The organism is Pseudomonas sp. FW305-28 (assembly GCF_017351395.1).
Lineage (GTDB): Bacteria > Pseudomonadota > Gammaproteobacteria > Pseudomonadales > Pseudomonadaceae > Aquipseudomonas > Aquipseudomonas fluorescens_AA.
Genome location: NZ_JACNDD010000028.1, coordinates 33,004 through 51,688 on the forward strand (window position 1 = coordinate 33,004; position 18,685 = coordinate 51,688).

Annotated in this window: 16 protein-coding genes; 7 read left to right on the forward strand and 9 right to left on the reverse strand. The window is 60.4% G+C overall.

Translation table 11 applies throughout. The features are described from left to right. Positions 1–64 precede the first annotated feature (64 nt). The 3 genes from J4E53_RS09240 to J4E53_RS09250 form a co-directional block, all read right to left on the reverse strand. Positions 65–4,465: a response regulator gene (locus J4E53_RS09240; protein WP_103308551.1), complete on the reverse strand. Its 4,401-nt coding sequence runs from the start codon at positions 4,463–4,465 to the stop codon at positions 65–67. 57 nt (positions 4,466–4,522) lie between these two features. Beyond that, positions 4,523–5,680, reverse strand: a complete 1,158-nt coding sequence (locus tag J4E53_RS09245) for an HD-GYP domain-containing protein (protein ID WP_103308552.1) — start codon at positions 5,678–5,680, stop codon at positions 4,523–4,525. A 150-nt stretch (positions 5,681–5,830) separates the two neighbouring features. Next, positions 5,831–6,706: a LysR family transcriptional regulator gene (locus J4E53_RS09250; RefSeq protein WP_103308553.1), complete on the reverse strand. Its 876-nt coding sequence runs from the start codon at positions 6,704–6,706 to the stop codon at positions 5,831–5,833. A gap of 142 nt (positions 6,707–6,848) precedes the next feature. Here J4E53_RS09250 and J4E53_RS09255 point away from each other — a divergent pair, with 142 nt between their 5' ends. Then, entirely contained in the window at positions 6,849–7,718 is an 870-nt protein-coding gene (locus J4E53_RS09255; protein WP_103308554.1) for an NmrA/HSCARG family protein, read from the forward strand. Positions 7,719–7,845: 127 nt separating this feature from the next. Here J4E53_RS09255 and J4E53_RS09260 read toward each other — a convergent pair whose 3' ends face one another. The 3 genes from J4E53_RS09260 to J4E53_RS09270 form a co-directional block, all read right to left on the reverse strand. After that, positions 7,846–8,640: a creatininase gene (locus tag J4E53_RS09260; protein WP_103308555.1), complete on the reverse strand. Its 795-nt coding sequence runs from the start codon at positions 8,638–8,640 to the stop codon at positions 7,846–7,848. A gap of 84 nt (positions 8,641–8,724) precedes the next feature. Then, complete coding sequence (locus J4E53_RS09265; RefSeq protein WP_225613445.1) at positions 8,725–9,276, reverse strand: VOC family protein; 552 nt, start codon at positions 9,274–9,276, stop codon at positions 8,725–8,727. Between the two features lie 36 nt (positions 9,277–9,312). Next, the gene (locus tag J4E53_RS09270; RefSeq protein WP_103308556.1) at positions 9,313–10,743 is read right to left on the reverse strand and encodes a cytosine permease; all 1,431 of its coding nucleotides are present in this window, start codon (positions 10,741–10,743) and stop codon (positions 9,313–9,315) included. A gap of 330 nt (positions 10,744–11,073) precedes the next feature. Here J4E53_RS09270 and J4E53_RS09275 point away from each other — a divergent pair, with 330 nt between their 5' ends. Beyond that, the gene (locus J4E53_RS09275) at positions 11,074–11,742 is read left to right on the forward strand and encodes an FMN-dependent NADH-azoreductase (RefSeq protein ID WP_060742765.1); all 669 of its coding nucleotides are present in this window, start codon (positions 11,074–11,076) and stop codon (positions 11,740–11,742) included. Between the two features lie 185 nt (positions 11,743–11,927). On the opposite strand, the gene J4E53_RS09280 is transcribed toward J4E53_RS09275, so the two are convergent. Further along, a complete protein-coding gene (locus J4E53_RS09280; RefSeq protein ID WP_060742766.1) occupies positions 11,928–12,869 on the reverse strand; it encodes a LysR family transcriptional regulator in 942 nt (313 codons plus the stop codon). Positions 12,870–12,910: 41 nt separating this feature from the next. Continuing rightward, the gene (locus J4E53_RS09285; protein WP_060742767.1) at positions 12,911–13,525 is read right to left on the reverse strand and encodes a DUF1989 domain-containing protein; all 615 of its coding nucleotides are present in this window, start codon (positions 13,523–13,525) and stop codon (positions 12,911–12,913) included. A gap of 126 nt (positions 13,526–13,651) precedes the next feature. Here J4E53_RS09285 and J4E53_RS09290 point away from each other — a divergent pair, with 126 nt between their 5' ends. Then, entirely contained in the window at positions 13,652–14,542 is an 891-nt protein-coding gene (locus tag J4E53_RS09290) for a LysR substrate-binding domain-containing protein (RefSeq protein ID WP_103308557.1), read from the forward strand. 105 nt (positions 14,543–14,647) lie between these two features. On the opposite strand, the gene J4E53_RS09295 is transcribed toward J4E53_RS09290, so the two are convergent. Continuing rightward, entirely contained in the window at positions 14,648–15,046 is a 399-nt protein-coding gene (locus tag J4E53_RS09295; RefSeq protein ID WP_256587158.1) for a YceK/YidQ family lipoprotein, read from the reverse strand. Positions 15,047–15,185: 139 nt separating this feature from the next. On the opposite strand from J4E53_RS09295, the gene msuE reads away from it, so the two are divergent. The 4 genes from msuE to J4E53_RS09315 all read left to right on the forward strand — a co-directional run. Further along, positions 15,186–15,749, forward strand: a complete 564-nt coding sequence (gene msuE, locus J4E53_RS09300) for an FMN reductase (protein ID WP_103308558.1) — start codon at positions 15,186–15,188, stop codon at positions 15,747–15,749. A gap of 59 nt (positions 15,750–15,808) precedes the next feature. After that, complete coding sequence (locus J4E53_RS09305) at positions 15,809–16,996, forward strand: acyl-CoA dehydrogenase family protein (protein ID WP_103308559.1); 1,188 nt, start codon at positions 15,809–15,811, stop codon at positions 16,994–16,996. 8 nt (positions 16,997–17,004) lie between these two features. Beyond that, positions 17,005–18,108, forward strand: coding sequence for a sigma-54-dependent Fis family transcriptional regulator (locus J4E53_RS09310; RefSeq protein ID WP_103308560.1), 1,104 nt, complete (start codon positions 17,005–17,007; stop codon positions 18,106–18,108). A gap of 127 nt (positions 18,109–18,235) precedes the next feature. Beyond that, positions 18,236–18,685 (forward strand): LLM class flavin-dependent oxidoreductase (locus J4E53_RS09315; RefSeq protein WP_207268129.1); only part of this gene is annotated, 450 nt, incomplete at its 3' end.

The following is an 18,685-nucleotide window of genomic DNA, read 5'->3' on the forward strand; positions in this document are numbered from 1 at the left end:
CGACAGCAGAATCGTCCCATGCCAGAACGATTCTGACACCGTCGCCTCGCGCCCTTCGCCCTCATCAGGCCAGGTTTTCCAGCAGCTTCAGGGCCTGGTCGAAATCGAAGCGATCGGCGTACTGGACGACCCGACGTAATTGCTCGGCCAGCCTGGGGTCTGACGTCAGCCCCGATAACTCGTGCAGGACGGTCAGTGCTTGCGTGTCACTCTCGGCCAACAGCTCCCTAGCTTGGGCCAACCGCACCTGCCACTCGGCATCAGAAAGTGACACGGGCAGCGACTCGCTGGATGGCTGTGGCTCCGCCAACCCCGCCAGCCCTGCCAACACCGGGTTCAGGCAACGCTCCACCGCCAACAGTCGATCAGTCACGACCGCTTCCTGGGCACCGGTCAGGCAAGCCTGCTCCAGGGCGAAGGCAGCCTGCGCGACGGCCTTGGCACCGATGTTACCTGCAGTGCCCCGCAGGGTATGGGCCAGTCGTGTCGCCGCCGAGGAATCTGCACCGTCTCGTGCGAGCAGGAACTCGCTTCGAAAAGCGCTCTGGCTGGCGCGGAACTTGCGCAGCAGGCGCAGGTAGAGTTCGACCTTGCCCATGCTGGTGGCGAGGCCGGCCGCCAGATCAATACCGGCAAGCTCAGCGGGCAGGCCCGCGGCGACCGCCCCGGGAAACGGAGAGACTTCGGTTGCCTGGACGGTACGACCGGGCTTGGGATGAATCCACTTGGCCAGCGTAGCGAACATACCCTCGACGTTCAGCGGTTTGGAGATATGGTCGTTCATACCGCAAGCCAAGGCCCGCTCGCGGTCCCCCGCCATGGCATCGGCCGTCATGGCGATCACGGGCAGCCCGGCCCAACGCGACTGCTCGCGAATCATGCGGGTTGCGGTATAGCCGTCCATCACCGGCATCTGGCAGTCCATCAACACACCGTCGATATCCGCGTCACGCGCCAACTGATCAAGCGCCTCTTGGCCGTGTGTAGCCAGGCACAGCTCGATGCCAGCGCTCTCCAGCAGCTCGCAGGCCAACTCGCGGTTCAGTTCGTTATCTTCGACAAGCAGCAGGCGCGCGCCACGCAGGCTAGACATCGCCTGGGCGCTCTGCCCGGATCGCTCGCTGGCCCGGGTGTCGGCCTGGGGGACCTTGCCGAGCACGGAGCCGATGGCCTCAAGCAGAGTGGACGGCGTCACCGGTTTGGTCAGCACCACCGGCAACTGGATACCGTGCCGACTGGCCTCTTCGCGCGCCTCCTCGCGCCCGAATGCGGTGACCATGATGACCGAAGGTGTTCGCATCAGATCGGTGGCGTGCATCTGCCGCACCGTCTCCACGCCGTCCATGCCGGGCATGCGCCAGTCCATCAACACCAAGTCATAGGCCAATGCCTTGCGCTCCGCCTCGACCAGCCTCCCCAACGCCACCCGCCCGCTCTCCGCCACATCCACCTCAACGCCAAAACTGCGCGCCATGCTGGAGAGAATCTCGCGTGCGCTGGCATTGTCGTCGACCACCAGAACGCGAACGCCCAACAGTTCGTCGGCGGTGAACATTCGCCGCGGCTGAGCGTCGCGCTGCACGCCGAGGCTCACCTCGAAATGGAAGATGGAGCCGCGACCGGGCTCGCTCTCCACCCAGATACGTCCGCCCATCAGCTCCACCAAGTGCTTGGAAATGGCCAGGCCCAGGCCGGTGCCACCGTACTTGCGCGTGGTGGAGCTATCCGCCTGGCTAAACGGCTGGAACAACCGGCTGCATTGTTCGGGAGTCATGCCGATGCCGCTGTCACGCACCCAGAAATGCAACTGTGCCTGCTCTTCGCAACCTCCCATTTGCTCCACGCCCACCACGACCTCGCCTTGCTCGGTGAACTTTGCCGCATTGTTACCCAGGTTGATCAGCACCTGGCCCAGGCGCAACGGATCCCCCCTCAGCGCGGTAGGCAGGCCTGGCGGGGTGCTGAACAACAGCTCCAGGCCTTTATCCTCAACCTTCAGGCCAATCATGCTGACGAAGCCTTCGAGCACGTCCTCCAGGTGGAAGGGAATGCATTCGAGATGCATCCTGCCGGCCTCGATCTTGGAGAAATCGAGGACGTCGTTGATGATCCCCAACAGATTCTCCGCCGAGCGGTGCACCTTCTCGATGTAGTTTCGCTGCCGATGGTCCAGGTCGGTGCGCAGGGCCAAGTGGCTCATGCCAATGATGGCGTTCATCGGCGTGCGGATCTCGTGGCTCATGGTGGCCAGGAAATCACTCTTGGCCCGGGTCGCTTCCTCGGCAATTTCCCGCGCCAGATGCACTTCGGCCTCGGCGGCCTTGCGGTCGGTGATGTCGAAATACCAGTTGGCGCAAATGACCCGTTCGCGCTGCTCCAGTGTCACCGCCGAAACCAGCACATCGAAGCGCTCCCCCTCACTGCGCTGCAGGGTGGCCTCGAAGTTCAGCACCGCGCCCTGCCCCGCCGCAGCGACAAAGCGCTGGTGTGCCTGCTGATCGACCCAGAAACGTCCCGGGTCCATGCCCTCGAGTTGCGCAATATTCACGCCGAACAGTTTTTCGAACTGTGGGTTGCAGTAGGTCGGACGGCCTTCGATGTCCCGGATCAGCATCGCCACCGGACTGCTGTCGAGGACCGCGCGCAGTTGTGCCTCGCTGACCTTGAGCGCCGCCTGCAATTGGCGGCGCTCACTGACGTCGCGTACCGAGGCGCACACACATATTCCGCGCCCTTCCAGGGTAGGCAAGCGTGACAAACCGATCTCCACGGAAAACAGACTGCCGTCCTTGCGCACACCCTGCAGGTCCTCCAGGCCGGCACCCATTTGTCGAGTATCACCATGGGCCATGAAGCCATTGCGCAACTCAACGTGGCGCCCGCGGCTCGAGACCGGCACCAGACGCTCGATCGCCTCGCCCACCAACTCGCCGGCGCTGTAGCCGAACAACCGATCCAGTTGCTGGTTGGTCCGCAGGATACGCCCGTCAGTGCCCACCACCAGCATGCCGTCCGGCGCCGCCTCGATGATTCCACGGTACCAGGCCTCGGTGGCGCGCAGTGCCGATTGCTGGGCTTCGAGCTCCTGGGCCTGGCGCTCCAACTGCAGCGCCTGCTCCGCCATTTCATCGGCTTGACGACGGGTCTCCGCCAACAGAGCCTGGACAGCCTGATTACGCTCCAGGATGGCCATCGCCGCAGCCAAGCGAGGGGTGGCTTCCTGAAGCAGCAGTGACTGGTCATCATCCAGACTCTTTAATCCAGCAAGCTCGAGCACGCCCAACAGTCGCTCGCCCCGCAGAATCGGTTGCAGCAGCAGGCAGGTGGCCGGAATTTCGCCGAGCTGCGAGTGCAGACGCCAATATTGTTCCGGCAGCGCTTGCATCTGACGTGCCTGGCGATCAACCGCGCACTGGCCCAACAGGCCATCGCCGAACTTGACCTGCGCTTGCGGAGGCCGCTGGGAATCGGTGGCGTAGCCGCCCATCAACACCAGTCGAGTGGCGTCCTGATGGGCGCCATAGAGAACGCCCTGACCAATACCGAGCAGGTTCGCCATGTGTTGCAAGAACACCTGCGCCAGTTCGCCGGGGCCCTCCGCCTGTTGCAGATCGATTTGGAGCTGGGCGATTTGCGCCTTGACCGACCGCTGGCGCTCCAGTTGCTGGGATTCGATCTGCAGTTTGGCGATGGCCCGCGCCAGGTCGCCGGTCTCGTTGTTCAAGTCAGTATGCGGGATCGGTTGGTCGAGCTTCCCTGCCGCCAACTGATCCACGGCAACTCGCACTCGGTTGAGCGGGTGGCGGATCGATTGGCTGACCAGCCAGCACAGCAGCAGCGCCAGCGACAATCCGCCGAGCAGCAGGATGTAGGTCAAGGTGGAACTGCGCTCGGCAAAGTCGGCAATTTCCTTGGCGGTGTCGCGGATAGAGGCCTCTTTTACCTGGGCGACGGCGTTCAACAGAGCATCGGCCTGCTGGTCAAGGCGCTGGAATTGACTGCTATTGAGCAGCAGCAACGCCTCGCCCTGGCGGCCCAGATCGATCATTGCAAAGGCTCGTTCTCCTTCCCGCTGCAACTGTTGCAGCAGCACATCGAACTCGGCGAGGCGTGCCAGGTTTTCCGAACGCCTCAGGGTTGATTTGGCCTCGGCCAGGGAGCGGTGCAGTCGGGTTTGGGTGTCGCGCAATTGTTGTAGCGATTCAATGCGCACGTCGGCGCTGTCCGTTCCCACGGCACGCTGCAGTGTCTGGATCAGATGCGGCAACTGCACTCGGGCTTCGTGCAGGTGCTCCATGCCCACCAGTTCCTGGCTATAGAGGTTCTGCATGTCCTGTTTAAGCGACTCCTGGGTACGCAGGCTCTGTATGCCCAGGATCAGCACCAACAACAGCAGTGTGGCAAAGCCGAGGACCAGCTTGTGGAGAAGCGGAAGACGCTCAAGCAGGATTCGTAATCTGACCATGACATACCTCAATATCCATAACAAAGAGGCTGGCGAAGGCGGTTTGTAGCACTTCGCTCAAGGTTTACGGGCAATACGCTCCAGGGCGGCTGCCTGTTTGGCCATGTCCTGATCGCTGTCGGCGAAACGCTGTGCAATGGCATGGAACTGTTCGACGTTCGCCAGGAAGGTATCGCAAATGTCTGGATCGAAGTGTGATCCCCGTCCCTGTCGGATGATCTCGACGGCCTCCTCATGGGGCATGCCCAATTTGTATACCCGTCGACTGATCAAGGCGTCGTAGACATCCGCTACCGCCATCAGACGGGCGCTGATGGGAATTTCGTCGCCCGCCAGCGCCTGGGGGTATCCGCTGCCGTCCCATTTTTCCTGGTGACTGTAGGCGATCTCCTTGGCCAGGCTGAGGAAGTCCACTTGGACACCCAACTGGTCCTCGGCACGCTGGATGGCATCGCGCCCCAACGTGGTATGGGTCTTCATGATCTCGAACTCCTCGGCGGTGAAACGCCCCGGCTTGAGGAGGATGTGGTCAGGAATGCCGATCTTGCCGATATCGTGCAACGGTGCCGACTTGAACAGCAGACGGATCGTGTCATCGTTGAGGAAATGGCTGAAACGAGGGTGATCGCGCAACTGCTCGGCCAGGACCCTCACGTAGTGCTGAGTCCGGCGGATGTGGTTGCCAGTCTCGTTATCGCGAGTCTCTGCCAATGAGGCCATGGCCTGGATGGTCACGTCCTGGATGGCCATGACCTCGCGGGTACGCCGCTGCACCTCTTTCTCCAGGTAATCGTTCTGATCACGCAGGAAGTCTGCCGCTGCCTTGAGCTTGAGCTGGGTATCCACCCGCGCCAAGACCAAGGGTGGACTGATCGGCTTGGTGATGTAGTCGACCGCGCCCAGCTCCAAGCCATGGACTTCATCCTCGACCGCCGCCAGGGAGGTGAGAAAAATGATAGGAATGTCGCAGGTACGCGGATCATGCTTGAGTTGGTCCGCTACCTCATGACCGGACAGGCCGGGCATCATCACATCCAGCAGGATCAGGTCCGGTAACGAGTCACCTTTGAGCACTCGCAGGGCTTTCTCACCACTGTTCGCAGCCTTGACCCGGTAACGATCCTTGAGCAGATCAGTCATCAGCATCAAATTATCAGGCGTGTCGTCAACCACCAGAATGGTGGCATGGGGATAGCGGCTCTGTTCGGCACTCATGGCTCGCGACTCCTTTTGCCAGAGATGTTGGCATCCCTAGAGGGACTTATTTCTGCCCTCTCAATGGCCGTGAGCTTAGCTGTACTTCTCCACCGCCGCCGCGCCATTCACCGGCTCAGCCCGCACCTCCCTACGTATTGCAAAGAACTTCTAACCTTTGAGTATCAGGGACATGTCCGGGTACCTGGCACACATGAAACCGACAAACGCCCGCACCTTCGGCGCAGCAAGTCGTCGGGACGTGTGCAGGACCCAGAGTTCGGCTTCTTTCCCCGATACCGTGCCCCACTGGACCAACTCGCCACTGGCCAGTTGGTTCCATGCCATCGACTGCGGGATAAGGGCCGCCCCACCACCGGCGATGGCCGCATCGCGGATCATCAGGAACGAAGAGAACCGCAGCCTGGGGACCGGCTCCAGAACCAAGTGGCCGCCATCGAGTGCCCATTGGGTGGGCTCGAAACCGGACGCCACAATGCCGGGAACCGAGCGGATGGCCCCGGGTGCAGGCATTGGCAGTCCAGGTGCGGCCACCACCACCAGCCGGTCCTTGGCGAAACAGCGACCGACTAAATCGCTGTCCGGGCCGGGGTTGATCCGGATGGCGACATCAAATTGTTCCTCGACGAGATCCACCACGCGATCCTCCGCAACGACGTCGATCGTGACGTCAGGGTAAGCCGCGCAAAACTCTGCGCCGATGCGTCCCATCGCCAGCTGCGAGAACAGGACCGGGGCAGCGACACGCAAGTGTCCGCGCGGCGTCGATACGCCCTCCTTCGCCGCTGCCATGGCTTCGGCCACCTCGGCCAGCGGCCCTTCGGCCCTGGCCATCAGCAGCGCACCGGCCTCGGTGAGCTTCAGGCCGCGGGCGCTGCGCTCGATCAGCCTGACCCCCAATTGCTCCTCAAGGTCGGCGATGCGGCGCGACAAGGTTGCCTTGGATATTCCGCTGGCACGGCTTGCCTTGCCCAACCCCTCGTTCGTGGCCACGAGGGTGAAATCGATCAGTGCGTTCAGGTTCATGGTGTTCCACTTTTGCAACGGAGTGTCTACATCCTGGTGTCTTCGATTTATTCCTGCAACACCCTATCGTTTGTCCATCGCAACGGGCCGACAAGGTCGTGGCGGACTTTCTGACTCACCCACCCTTTGCAGGAGATTCAAAATGAGCATTCTCGTTACCGGCGCCACGGGCACCCTCGGTTCACTCATCATTCAACGCCTCGCCAGCGCAGGCGCCGAGGTCAAAGCCCTGGTGCGCCAGCCGGGCAAGGGCACTTTCCCGGTGGGCGTCACTGAAGTCGTTGCCGACCTCACCGACGTCCCTTCGCTGCGCAACGCACTGGCATCGGTGCGTACGCTGTTCCTGCTCAACGCCGTGACACCCGACGAGGTGACGCAAGCCCTCATCGCCTTGAACCTCGCTCGCGAAGCCGGCATCGAGCGCATCGTCTACCTGTCAGTGATCCATGCCGACAAGTTCACCTACGTGCCGCACTTCACCGGCAAGCACACGGTGGAGCGCATGATCGAAAGCCTCGACATCCCGGCGACGATCTTGCGCCCGGCTTACTTCATGCAAAACGAATTCATGGTCCAGCAGACGATTCAGGATTACTCGGTATACCCGATGCCGATCGGCTCGGCGGGCGTGTCGATGATCGATACCCGGGACATTGCCGATATCGCCGCTGCCGAGTTGCTGCGTCGCGACAAGGCACCTTCGGCCCTGGATCGGGTCACCCTGGAGTTGGTCGGCCCGCACGCACTGACCGGTACCGCCGTGGCGAAAATCTGGGGCGCCGCCCTGGGTCGCGAGGTCGCCTACGGCGGTGACGATGTGGTTGCCTTCGAAGCACAATTGGCTGCGTACGGCCCTGCCTGGCTGGCTTATGACATGCGCCTGATGATGTCCGGTATCCAGAAGTTTGGCATGCAGGCCGCTGAAGGCACCGTGGAACGGCTCCAGGCGATTCTGGGACGCCCGCTGCGCACCTATGAAGACTTCGTTCGCGAGGCTGTCGCCGGGGTTTGAGTAACCACCACACCGCCCACCATCCGACCGCCCCGTCATCGTCCCAAGGGAAATCGAACTGAAGAAAATGCGTCGGCCAGCCGCCTGGGGCGGCTGCTGTCTGCAGGAGGAGAACATGGAACAACGCTCAACATACTAGGCCAACGGGCCGCTGGATATCGAGCCTGAACTCTGACTGGACCGCCTGGACAATGCCGCTGATGACATCGGTCACCAACAGCTTTCCCTTGTTGGCGCTGGACCCCAGCGCAGAGGACAGAACCCCGCTGGCAGGCACCCATTCGATCCGCGTGGGGTACATATCATAGACCGGGAACTCGGCCGGCCCGTGGTCAGGAATCTTGTCCAGGGCAACCATCGCTGGGTAGTAATGCAACATCATCGAGGTTTCGATGACCGCTGCATGTTCCAGGGCGATTCCCGGAAAGCCGTCCACAAAAATCTTGTCGAGTGTCCGTGGGTTGACGAACTCCCAGTGTTCCAGGCGCATGACTTCCAGCCCGCTGTCCGGGCCAATGTCGCGCATTGCCAGCTCTATGCCCTCGGTCACGAACCACTGGTTTTCATAGTGCCCGATCACCAGCACCAGCCGCCTCACACCGTGACGATGAAACTCACGGATGGCATCCCGAACCATGGCGATCAGGGTTGCACCGTCCACGCTGGTTGTGCCACAGAAGTGCTGCCCGCCACCACACTTGGGCTGGGATTTATAGCCATAGGACAACGTCGGGGCGACGATGCCGTCGATTGCCCGGGCAACATCCTCGCTGATAGCGCTGGCCAGTAAGGCGTCGGTTCCCAAAGGCAAGTGAGGTCCATGCTGCTCCGTTGCGCCGATGGGAAGAAACACCACGACACCTGATTGCACCCGATGCTTGTACTCGACCCAACTGATGTTATCCATCCGAACACTGTTCATGAGGTTGTCCTCCTGATGTCATTTCAAGGTGGCGAGCACCTCGGCGCATGACAGCCATCAGCGCCGAGGTGATGCCGCGTGGGCTTATGCGCGCGGCGGGTACCACGACTCCGGTTCCGGATAATCCCAATCGGAAGGAAATGCATAGGTTTCAAATACGGTGGTGGTATCGGCCTCGGTACCAAAGAACGCGAAATGATTCACGCCCATCCAAGAACCTGACTGAACGCATTTGAAACCACGTCGCTCCAGTTCAGCGAGGCGATCTTCGAACGGAATGTTGTTGCAGTCATACGCGACGTGTTGGATGCCTTCGCCATGCTTGTCCAGGAAATCGGCGAAGATTGTCGGCCCGGAAACAGGTTCCATCAATTCCCAGACCATGTTTCCGGACTGTGCGAAACAGACTTTCAGTACAAAGTCGGCCGGCTCACCGTGGTAAGTCTGGTTCTGGGTGTTTTCCGGGCTGAAGGTGTAGACCCGCCACGGGCCGATCCCCAGCTTGAGCAAGCCATCCATGGTGCGTCTGTGGTCACGCGTCACGATCGCGATTTCCACGACATTGCCCAGAAACGCATCGATCTCGGCACCGCCATTCAACGCCGCCAATACATTGGTTTGTTCAAGGTGAGACATTTGCATAACCTCGCTTAATGAATAACAACATTGTTTTTACTTAGCCATGGCCGACGAGCGAGCAACTTCCGCCTGCCGGGATCGGTGCAACACATAATAAATACCGCCGCTGACAGCAAACCCTGCCAACCAAGACAGATCAATACCGCCCAATGCCATCGCCAGGGGACCTTGCAGTGATTTAATAGTGCCTACTTGGAATAACCAAGCCGCCAGTACGCCAACTGCAAGTGCAAACAGGCCTTTCCAATTCACGTCCGTGCAGGCACTTTCCAAGTGATGACAATAAAGCGATTGAAGATCGAGCTGACCACGGCGAATCAGGAAGAAATCAACCAGTGTGATACCGGCCCAGGGACTGATCCACACCACGAAGAAAACCATCAGGTTCTCAAAGGTATGCACGAATTCACCTGATTGCAGGAACAGATAGAGGATGAACAGCGCGACCACGCCCGAGACGGTTGAAACAACCCAGCGTGGCACTCGCAGATCCAGCGACAACGTTGCCAGTGCCGCCGAATAAATGACCACGATGTTAGTGGCCACCGGACCATGCAGCAGCACCAGAAGTACCGGCAACGCCATGGTTCCGAACACCGCAATGACGAGCTGCGCCGGGTCCGAGCCTGCGCCCGCAGAAGCAATGGCAGCGCCAAGAAAGGCCAGCCATACCGTGGGCAGGAACATGCCGAGGAATGTCGAGCGGAACACCTGGCCATCGGAGAGTTTGCGCTGGGTGAAGCGGGTGTAATCCGAGGCATATACCAGCCAGGAAATGCCCCAGCCGATCCCGATCGCCGTCATCAGGCTGCTCATGGCCGACAGTTTGCCAATGCCCTCGGTGGTCGAGGCCTGCCATTGGATGTCCACATGAGTGAAGGCGAGCCCGGTCATCACGACCATGATCAGTAGGATCACCGGCATGGTGTAGCGCTCGAAGCACTTGATAGCATTGAAGCCCCAGGCTGCGATACCCACCTGGATGACCATGACGCCCAAGGCGATGCCGTACTTGAGCTCCATGCCTGCGCTGATACCGACCTTTTCCAGGGCCGCCATCGCCAGGTCCAGGACTATCCAGGTGTTGGTGGCGACCCAGCCCATCGGCATCAGTATTTGCATTATGGTTGGCAGGTAGGCGCCGCGTCTGCCGAAGGCCAGCCGGGAAAGCACCATTTGCGGCACGCCCGTGCGGTGGCCCATGATGCAGATGGCACCGAACAAGGCGGCGCCCAACAGGTTGCCGACGATAATCACCAGCAGAGTTTCAATCAGGCTCAAACCCAACTGGATACCGATTGCCCCCAGCACCCAGTTGATCGGCGCGACATTCGCTCCAGCCCAGATCCAGAACTGGTCCAACGGCGTTGAAGTACGATGGCTATCGGGCACCGGCTCAATGCCCAGCGCATCGTAGTTGGCCTCGTTCGTTAAGTTTCTTATAGATTCGCCACGCATTGACATTATTATTTTCCTCGCTGACCGGCGACACATGAATCGCCCCAGGTCATTAAAGCGAGGTCTGTATCTTTATGTAATTGACCATAACTAAACTACCCTTTAGAAAAATTGCCGGGTAAAGCTTTTCTCAAGCCCATCATTCATCCAGACATGAAATACCCACGCCATGTCAAAAACAGAAAGCATTTCAACCCAACCCGACAAATAAAAATCGCTTATTGAGTTTTACTTAACGCTCTTCAAACAAACATCAATAGCCGAAGCGGCGAGGGACGTGCCAATTTGTTGCAGTCGCTGAAGTAACTCCACTTCAGGGTTAACAGGAATGATGAAATGACCACCCTTCTTCATATTGATGCCAGTGCGCGATCCGACCGTTCCCTAAGCCGTAAACTGTCCCAGGCTTTTGTCCAAGCCTGGGTCGAACGTGATGGCAAGGCGCAAATCATCGCCCGTGACGTCGGGCGCAACCCTCCTCCATTCGTGACCGAAGCTTGGATCGCCGCAGTTTTTACCCCCGAAGAACACATGACGCCGGAAAAACGCGAGGAAATCCGCCTCTCGGATGAACTGATCGACGAGATCGACCGGGCCGACATCATTGTGATCGGTACGCCGATGTACAACTATGGGATGCCGGCGGCCCTTAAGTCCTGGTTCGACAAGGTGATTCGGGTCGGCAAGACTTTTACCTTCGATCTCGAGCGCGGCGACTACCCACTGGAACCCATCATGAGCGGCAAGAAGCTGGTCATTTTATCCTCCCGTGGCGAGTTTGGATTTGGCCCAGGTGGCGTTCGTGAAGCCATGAACCATCTGGACACGCACATTCAGACCTGTGCGCATTACCTGGGCGTGAATGAAACCCATGTCATCTCTATCGACTACCAGGAATTTGGCGACGCTCGCCATGAAGCCTCCATCGCGAATGCGTTCGATGCCGTTCCGGTCCTGGTCAGGCAAATGATCGAGGCACGGCAAAGCCAGCTCTCTCCGGCTTGATGCCGCGTATCCCCGCCAAAACCAACGATGGGGAAGCCGGCTGAACATGTCGGGCGTGGCAATCCCATCCGGAAAGGAAAGTACCGGGTTTGCCACCTCGACCCTGTTTTCGACAACCCGGGGTCACGACGATCAACGGCTCGATGCAGCCCTGACGATGGAGTCGAGCTTATCTGCCTCAGTTGTCAGGACGTCAGCGCCATTTGATGCCCTGCCACCTCATCAAGCGTGTGCTCCCTGAACGACTTTGCCTCGCCCAGCAGCCATTCCCTGAACAACGAAAGGCTATGGCGAGGATTGCAATGGTTATCTTCTATCAGGTGGTAGGTAAAACCGGCCAAGGTCGGCCCCACCACCCGTCGAATCCGACCCGAGCGAAGCTCATCGTCAATCAATACGTTGCTGCACAGCAAAGGGCCTAATCCCCGCTCCATCGCATGCAGCGCAAGCGTTTCCTCGCTGTACCAGGAGGTGCGCAAGTCCCGGGAGGCACCGTGCTCGGCCCGGGCCAGCCAGGCTGACCACGCGGGAGCTTCGAGAGCCTGATTCTTCCATTTGAACGCCAGCAGTGGTCGATTATGAAAATCGTCGATCGTTGCCATGCGTTCGACTGGACAGATGCTTTTATCCGCGACCGCAATGTACCGGTCCTCGAACAGCACCGGACCTCGCACATCGGCCTCGACTGGACCATATCGAATCGCCAGATCAATCGTCTCGGAACGCAGATCCACCAGTTTCTCCGAGGCGTGGATCGACACCACGATGTTCGGATAGATCTCGTTGAACTTCACCAGGCGCGGCATGAGCCATCGCTCCGCAAATGCACGCGTGGTGGACACCTGGATCGCATCGCCCTCCTTCGCCCCATTTAACAGGGCAAAGGCCTGGGCAATCTGATCGAAGCCGTCCCGCAACAGCGGATAGATGGCTTTGCCCGCAGGTGTGAGGGTCACCGTCCGCCCCCGCTCAAGGAGCTTTTGTCCCAACCCGTCCTCCAATTGCCGGACTTGATGACTGACCGCGGCGACTGTCACGGAGAGCTCGTTCGCTGCCACGGAAAAACTCTGGTGGCGTGCAACCGCTTCGAATGCTCGCACCGAATTCAGAGGGGGTATCTTGCGCATGATGGTCTCCTGGCACCTGGACGGTATGACGTGCAGCGGATTCAGAGAATGCAATAGTGAACGTCCCGGGGCTCCATTCCATTTACGGCAGTAATGTCCTGGGGACAAGCAGAGAGCACCACAATCGCGTCCATTTCCGCCGTAAGGCACACATACTGCCCAGGCTCACTGACCGGCGCGGCGAACTCGATACGCCCGTCCTGATGAACCGGCACGTTCATGAACAGGTTCAAGGGACTCGGGGTTTCAGTCACCACCAGGCCGAGGACGTCCAGAGCCAGAAAGAGATTTTCATTACAGCTATCGTGATGACCCACTACGCCCAACTGCACGTAACGCGTCGGGTCGCAAGCGGCCACCAGCGTGTCATGCACACCGGGCGAACTGTCTTGCGTAAGCGTGAGGATTTTCCGGCGTTTGTTGGTCACCAGGCTGTCCCCCTTGCACGGGTTGAGCTTCAACCAAAAAGGTCGACTGTGCTCCATCGACATGACTTCGCAAAGATCATCCGGGTTGAACGCCCAAGTATCAACGACCTGCTTGCCATGTGTGTTGATGAGCTTGAGGGTTCGCCCTTGATGCAACCGGAGCGCAACACCTCGCCGGGCAGGCAAACGGACCAGCTCTGTGCCGTGGATGGTATCTACTGCATTCATGTTCTTGTTTCCTCGCAAGACTAAAGGCCGACGGCCGAGTACTTGCCATCAAGGAAAACACAGCACAAAACCGCAAACCAATAATATAAAGTGGCCTCGGTATAAGTTGAATTTATAGGGCAAGCCATGCGAATCCGTCAGCTTGAGTGCTTCAGGACCTTGATGATCCACGGCACGATGACCCGTGCCGCAGAGCTTTTGAACATCTCCCAACCGGCCATAAGCAGCACCATCGCCAATCTGGAGCATGAGACTGGCCTCAAGCTGTTCGTGCGCAAGGGCGGTCGCCTGCAACCCACACCTGAAGCCCGACTGTTTTTCGTCGAGGCTGAGCGTGCGCTGGAAGCGGTGGAAAAAACCCATCGCATCGCCAAGGAAATCAGAACAGGAAAACGCGGCCACCTGGCAGTGGCTGCCTATGCAAGCATCTCGATCAATCTGCTGCCACGATTGATGGCCGAGTTTGCGAAAGAACGTCCAGGGCTGGAACTCAAGATTATCACCCGAAACTCCCAGTCCGTCCGGGAGCTGATGACGACGCAGCAATTCGACCTGGCCATCGCCGAACTGCCGCTCGATTACCCCACCTCCAACATGGAGGTGATTTCATATGAGTGCCAATGCATGATGCCGATGGGTCACCCTCTCGCAGCGTTGGACGTGATTACCCCGGCAGACCTGCATGGTGTACCGTTCGTTTCGCTGTTCAAGGGAGATCCTGTCTATCAGCAGTTGGCCATGGCTTTTTCGACCTATGGATCATCCTGGAACGTGGTGGCCGAGACAGAGTTTTTCTCGACAGCATGCGAACTGGTCGGCGCCGGCCTGGGTGTGGGGATCGTCGATCCAGTGGTCAGTAAGTCCTTCACTCGGCATCTTGTCCTGAAACCCTTTTTACCAGCGATCAGATACGAAATTGCGCTGCTGCTTCCCATACAGGAAGAGTCATCACAGTTGGCACGAGAATTTATCCAGTACCTTGGAGAACATCTTCAAGTGCGTGTGCATTCACCCTGAAGGATGGATCAGGTATTCGGTGAGAGCGCAGCGGCGTTGGATTCCTCCTCCGCTGGGGGTTGAATCCCCAGGGCGAGGGAGCGGGTTCGAATCATTCAGAGAGGCCTACTCCTCGGCAGGCCTCATATGAAAAATCGTATAGGGCAGAATCAACGTATCGGCCACGACACTGAAAGGCAGGTCAATGATTGCAAACGGTGCCAGCGCGCGTGAATACACATCGTTGTCGTTCGTCGAGCCCTTGATGATCTCGATATCGGTAGCCGCACCGCAATAAGGCTGACGGCCGCAAAGCTGCCCCATGCCAAAGGTTTCGTTGGCCGTCGCGCATCCCCCGAGCAGCGCCATCGTCAAAGCCAATAACACGATCCGCATGACGCTTTCTCCCCTGGAAAGACGGGACTGTAGCATCGATGGCGGACGACCTATAGGGGTGACGACTGTTGCCACTGAAGACTGTTGCCCCAGAAACAGCGGCTCGGTTGTTGCCTGGGCAACAGCCATTCAACAATTCATCCACCAGACCAACAGTTCCGCCCCCTCCCATCCCCGCGAAGCCCAGTAAACGCTGGGCTTTTCGCGTTGGTACGGCCCTTGCTCAAGCCTATGTACCTCGATCAACAGTCCAACAGGAACACCTAGGATGAGCACTCCCTTGAAAGTCGTCGCCGTCTCCGGCGGTACCGCCCGCCCCTCGCGCACCCTGGCACTGACCGAAGCCATCCTGGGCGAGCTCGGCCAGCACTTGGTCATCGATACCCACCTGATCGAACTGGGCAACATCGCCCGTCCGCTGGGCGGTGCGCTATGGCGCAAGGAATTGCCGGAAACCGTCGAGCACGAACTGCGCCTGATCGAGTCTGCCGATTTGCTGGTGGTGGCCGCGCCGGTCTATCGCGGCACCTATCCGGGCCTGTTCAAGCATTTGTTCGATCTGGTCGGCCAGGACACCCTGATCAACACGCCGGTACTGCTGGCCGCCACCGGTGGCAGCGAACGCCATGCCCTGGTCCTCGATCACCAGCTGCGCCCGCTGTTCAGCTTCTTCCAGTCACTCACCCTGCCCATCGGCGTGTACGCCAGCGAGACCGATTTCGCCGACTACCGCATCGTCAGCGCGGCCTTGCAGTCGCGCATCGAGTTGGCGGCCGCACGCGCCGCTCGCCTGTTTGCCGGCCAGGCGCACGCCCTGCGCAAGATCGCCTGAGGAGCCCGCATGAATCACGATTGCATCTGCCTGGAAGGCGTTTTTGCGAGGGACATCGCATGAGAATCCAACCACAACCCACCGTGCTGACCCCGCTGCAGACCGCCCGCCGCCTGGCTGCGGAGTTCGCCGAAACCGCCGTCGAGCGCGACGAGGCCGGCGGCACACCCAAGCTGCAACGCGATGCCATACGCCAGAGCGGTTTGCTGGCCTTGAGCATCCCCACCCAGTTCGGTGGCCTCGGGGCCAGTTGGAGCGAGACCCTTGGCGTGGTGCGCGAGTTCGCCAAGGTGGACAGTTCCATCGCCCACGTCTTCGGTTTTCAGCACCTGATGCTGGCCACCGTGCGCCTGTTCTCGCGCCCCGATCAGTGGCAACCCTGGTTTGAACAGACCGCCCGCAAGAACTGGTTCTGGGGCAACGCGCTGAACCCACTGGACACCCGCACCGTGGTCAAGACCTTCGACGGCTGGCGCGAATTCTCCGGCAAGAAGAGCTTCTGCTCCGGTGCCAGCGACTCGGAAATGCTGATCGCCTCGGCCATCGACGAAAGCGCTGGCGGCAAACTGCTGATCGCCGCGATCCCCAGTGGCCGCACCGGCATCACCCTGCACGGCGACTGGGACAATATGGGCCAACGCCAGACCGACAGTGGCAGTGCCACCTTCGAACGGGTGCGCGTGGAAGAGAACGAATTGCTGCTCGACCCCGGTCCCCTGAGCACGCCTTTCGCCTGCCTGCGCCCGTTGATCGCGCAATTGCATTTCTCCCACATTTTCCTCGGCATCGCCGAAGGCGCACTGGAAGAGGCCCGCCAGTACACCCTCAAGGAAGGCCGTCCGTGGTTCCGCTCCAAGGCCCAGCATGTCAGCGAAGACCCTTATGTACTGCGCCACTACGGCGAGTTCTGGGTCGGCCTGGAAAGCGTGCGCCTATTGGTGGAGCACGCCGCCGAGCGGCTCGATGAAGCCTGGCACAAAGGCCACGCCCTGGGTGCCGAGGAACGCGCCCAACTGGCGCTGTCCATCGCCACCGCCAAAGTCGCCGCCGTACGCACCGGCCTGGATATCTGTAGCCGCCTGTTCGAAGTCACCGGCGCCCGCGCCACCCATGCCTCGCTGCGCCTCGACCGCCATTGGCGCAACCTGCGCACCCAGAGCCTGCACGACCCCGTGGATTACAAACTCCACGAACTGGGTGAATGGGCGCTGAACCAAACGCGGCCCACCCCCTCCTTCTACTCATAGGGATGCCCATGCAACTGCTGACTCTCCCCCCTTCGCCGACACTGGCCACCTCGATCCGGGCGACCGCGCAGGTCTTCGAAGACCCTAGATCGCAGGCGCTGCTCGCCCACGTGCAACAGGTCGCCCCCAGCGAGGCCAGCGTCCTGATCATTGGTGAAACCGGCACGGGCAAGGAGCTGGTCGCACGCCACATCCACAACCTCAGCGGCCGTCGCGCCGGGCCCTTCGTCGCCGTCAACTGCGGGGCTTTTTCCGAGTCGCTGGTGGAAGCGGAGCTGTTCGGCCACGAGAAAGGTGCCTTCACCGGTGCCCTCGCCGCCAAGGCCGGCTGGTTCGAGGAAGCCAACGGCGGCACATTGTTTCTCGACGAGATCGGCGACCTGCCAATGGCCATCCAGGTCAAGCTGCTGCGTGTGCTGCAAGAGCGCGAGGTGGTGCGCCTGGGCTCGCGCAAGAGCATCCCGATCAACGTGCGCGTGGTCGCTGCCACCAACGTGCAGCTGGACAAGGCCATCGGCGCCGGCCACTTCCGCGAGGACCTGTATTACCGCCTCGACGTGGTCAGCCTGCAACTCTCTCCGCTGCGTGAGCGGCCAGGCGACATCCTGCCGCTGACCCGGCACTTCATCAAGACCTACTGCAACCGCCTGGGCTACGGCGAAGTGCGCCTGACCGCCGGAGCCGAGCGCAAACTGGCGGACTACAGTTGGCCGGGCAACATCCGCGAACTGGAGAACGTCATCCACCACACCTTGCTGGTGTGCCGCAACGGTCTGGTGCAGGAAGACGACTTGCGCTTGTCGTCCCTGCGCATCGAGCGCCAGGAACCAGCGCAGGCCGCCCTCGGCGAGAGCGCCGACGAACAACTGCTGCGCACGTTCCACCGGTTGTTCGAAGAACAGGCGGGCGGCCTCCACGAGAAGGTCGAAGACAGCCTGCTGCGCGCCGCCTACCGCTTCTGCCACTGCAACCAGGTGCGCACCGCCAGCTTGCTGGGCCTGAGTCGCAACGTCACGCGAGCACGACTGATTGCCATTGGCGAGTTGGTGGTCAACCGACGTCGCCCGGACATTCACACACGCCCGGATCGGGCGCTGCAACTGTCGATCTGATCAAACTAAAACCAGGCGATGCGACGCCCCCATGGGCGACCGACAACGCCCCAATACGCCAAGCGTTGCGATGCCGGAAGGGCCCATGCGCCCTTCCATACGCCCAACCGCACAAGGATCAAACCCCATGAGCCTGGATATTTTCTGGTTCCTTCCCACCTCCGGCGACACTCGTTACCTGGGACACTCCGACAGTGGCCGACCGGCGACCAACGCCTACATGCGCCAGATCGCCGTGGCCGCCGATCAACTCGGCTACGATGGCCTGCTGATCCCCACCGGGGCCAGTTGCCTGGATCCCTGGGTGACCGCCGCCAGCCTGGTTCCGGTGACCCAGCGCATCAAGCTGCTGGTGGCGCTGCGCACCTCGCTGGGCAACCCCACGGCGTCGGCGCGCCAGGCTGCCAGCCTGGACCAGGCCAGTGGTGGCCGCCTGCTGCTCAACGTCGTACCCGGCGGCGACGCCACCGAACTGGAAGCCGACGGTGTGTTCCTCACGCACGACGAGCGCTATGACGCCTCCGATGAGTTCCTGACCATCTGGCGCCGCCTGCTCCAGGGCGAAACCGTCGACTTC

What these genes read in the sequence shown, in the direction of transcription:
- J4E53_RS09240 (WP_103308551.1), bottom strand. Translation starts at nt 4,465, where the DNA reads ATGGTCAGATTACGAATCCTGCTTGAGCGTCTTCCGCTTCTCCACAAG.
- J4E53_RS09245 (WP_103308552.1), bottom strand. Translation starts at nt 5,680, where the DNA reads ATGAGTGCCGAACAGAGCCGCTATCCCCATGCCACCATTCTGGTGGTT.
- J4E53_RS09250 (WP_103308553.1), bottom strand. Translation starts at nt 6,706, where the DNA reads ATGAACCTGAACGCACTGATCGATTTCACCCTCGTGGCCACGAACGAG.
- J4E53_RS09255 (WP_103308554.1), top strand. Translation starts at nt 6,849, where the DNA reads ATGAGCATTCTCGTTACCGGCGCCACGGGCACCCTCGGTTCACTCATC.
- J4E53_RS09260 (WP_103308555.1), bottom strand. Translation starts at nt 8,640, where the DNA reads ATGAACAGTGTTCGGATGGATAACATCAGTTGGGTCGAGTACAAGCAT.
- J4E53_RS09265 (WP_225613445.1), bottom strand. Translation starts at nt 9,276, where the DNA reads ATGTCTCACCTTGAACAAACCAATGTATTGGCGGCGTTGAATGGCGGT.
- J4E53_RS09270 (WP_103308556.1), bottom strand. Translation starts at nt 10,743, where the DNA reads ATGTCAATGCGTGGCGAATCTATAAGAAACTTAACGAACGAGGCCAAC.
- J4E53_RS09275 (WP_060742765.1), top strand. Translation starts at nt 11,074, where the DNA reads ATGACCACCCTTCTTCATATTGATGCCAGTGCGCGATCCGACCGTTCC.
- J4E53_RS09280 (WP_060742766.1), bottom strand. Translation starts at nt 12,869, where the DNA reads ATGCGCAAGATACCCCCTCTGAATTCGGTGCGAGCATTCGAAGCGGTT.
- J4E53_RS09285 (WP_060742767.1), bottom strand. Translation starts at nt 13,525, where the DNA reads ATGAATGCAGTAGATACCATCCACGGCACAGAGCTGGTCCGTTTGCCT.
- J4E53_RS09290 (WP_103308557.1), top strand. Translation starts at nt 13,652, where the DNA reads ATGCGAATCCGTCAGCTTGAGTGCTTCAGGACCTTGATGATCCACGGC.
- J4E53_RS09295 (WP_256587158.1), bottom strand. Translation starts at nt 15,046, where the DNA reads ATGGCTGTTGCCCAGGCAACAACCGAGCCGCTGTTTCTGGGGCAACAG.
- msuE (WP_103308558.1), top strand. Translation starts at nt 15,186, where the DNA reads ATGAGCACTCCCTTGAAAGTCGTCGCCGTCTCCGGCGGTACCGCCCGC.
- J4E53_RS09305 (WP_103308559.1), top strand. Translation starts at nt 15,809, where the DNA reads ATGAGAATCCAACCACAACCCACCGTGCTGACCCCGCTGCAGACCGCC.
- J4E53_RS09310 (WP_103308560.1), top strand. Translation starts at nt 17,005, where the DNA reads ATGCAACTGCTGACTCTCCCCCCTTCGCCGACACTGGCCACCTCGATC.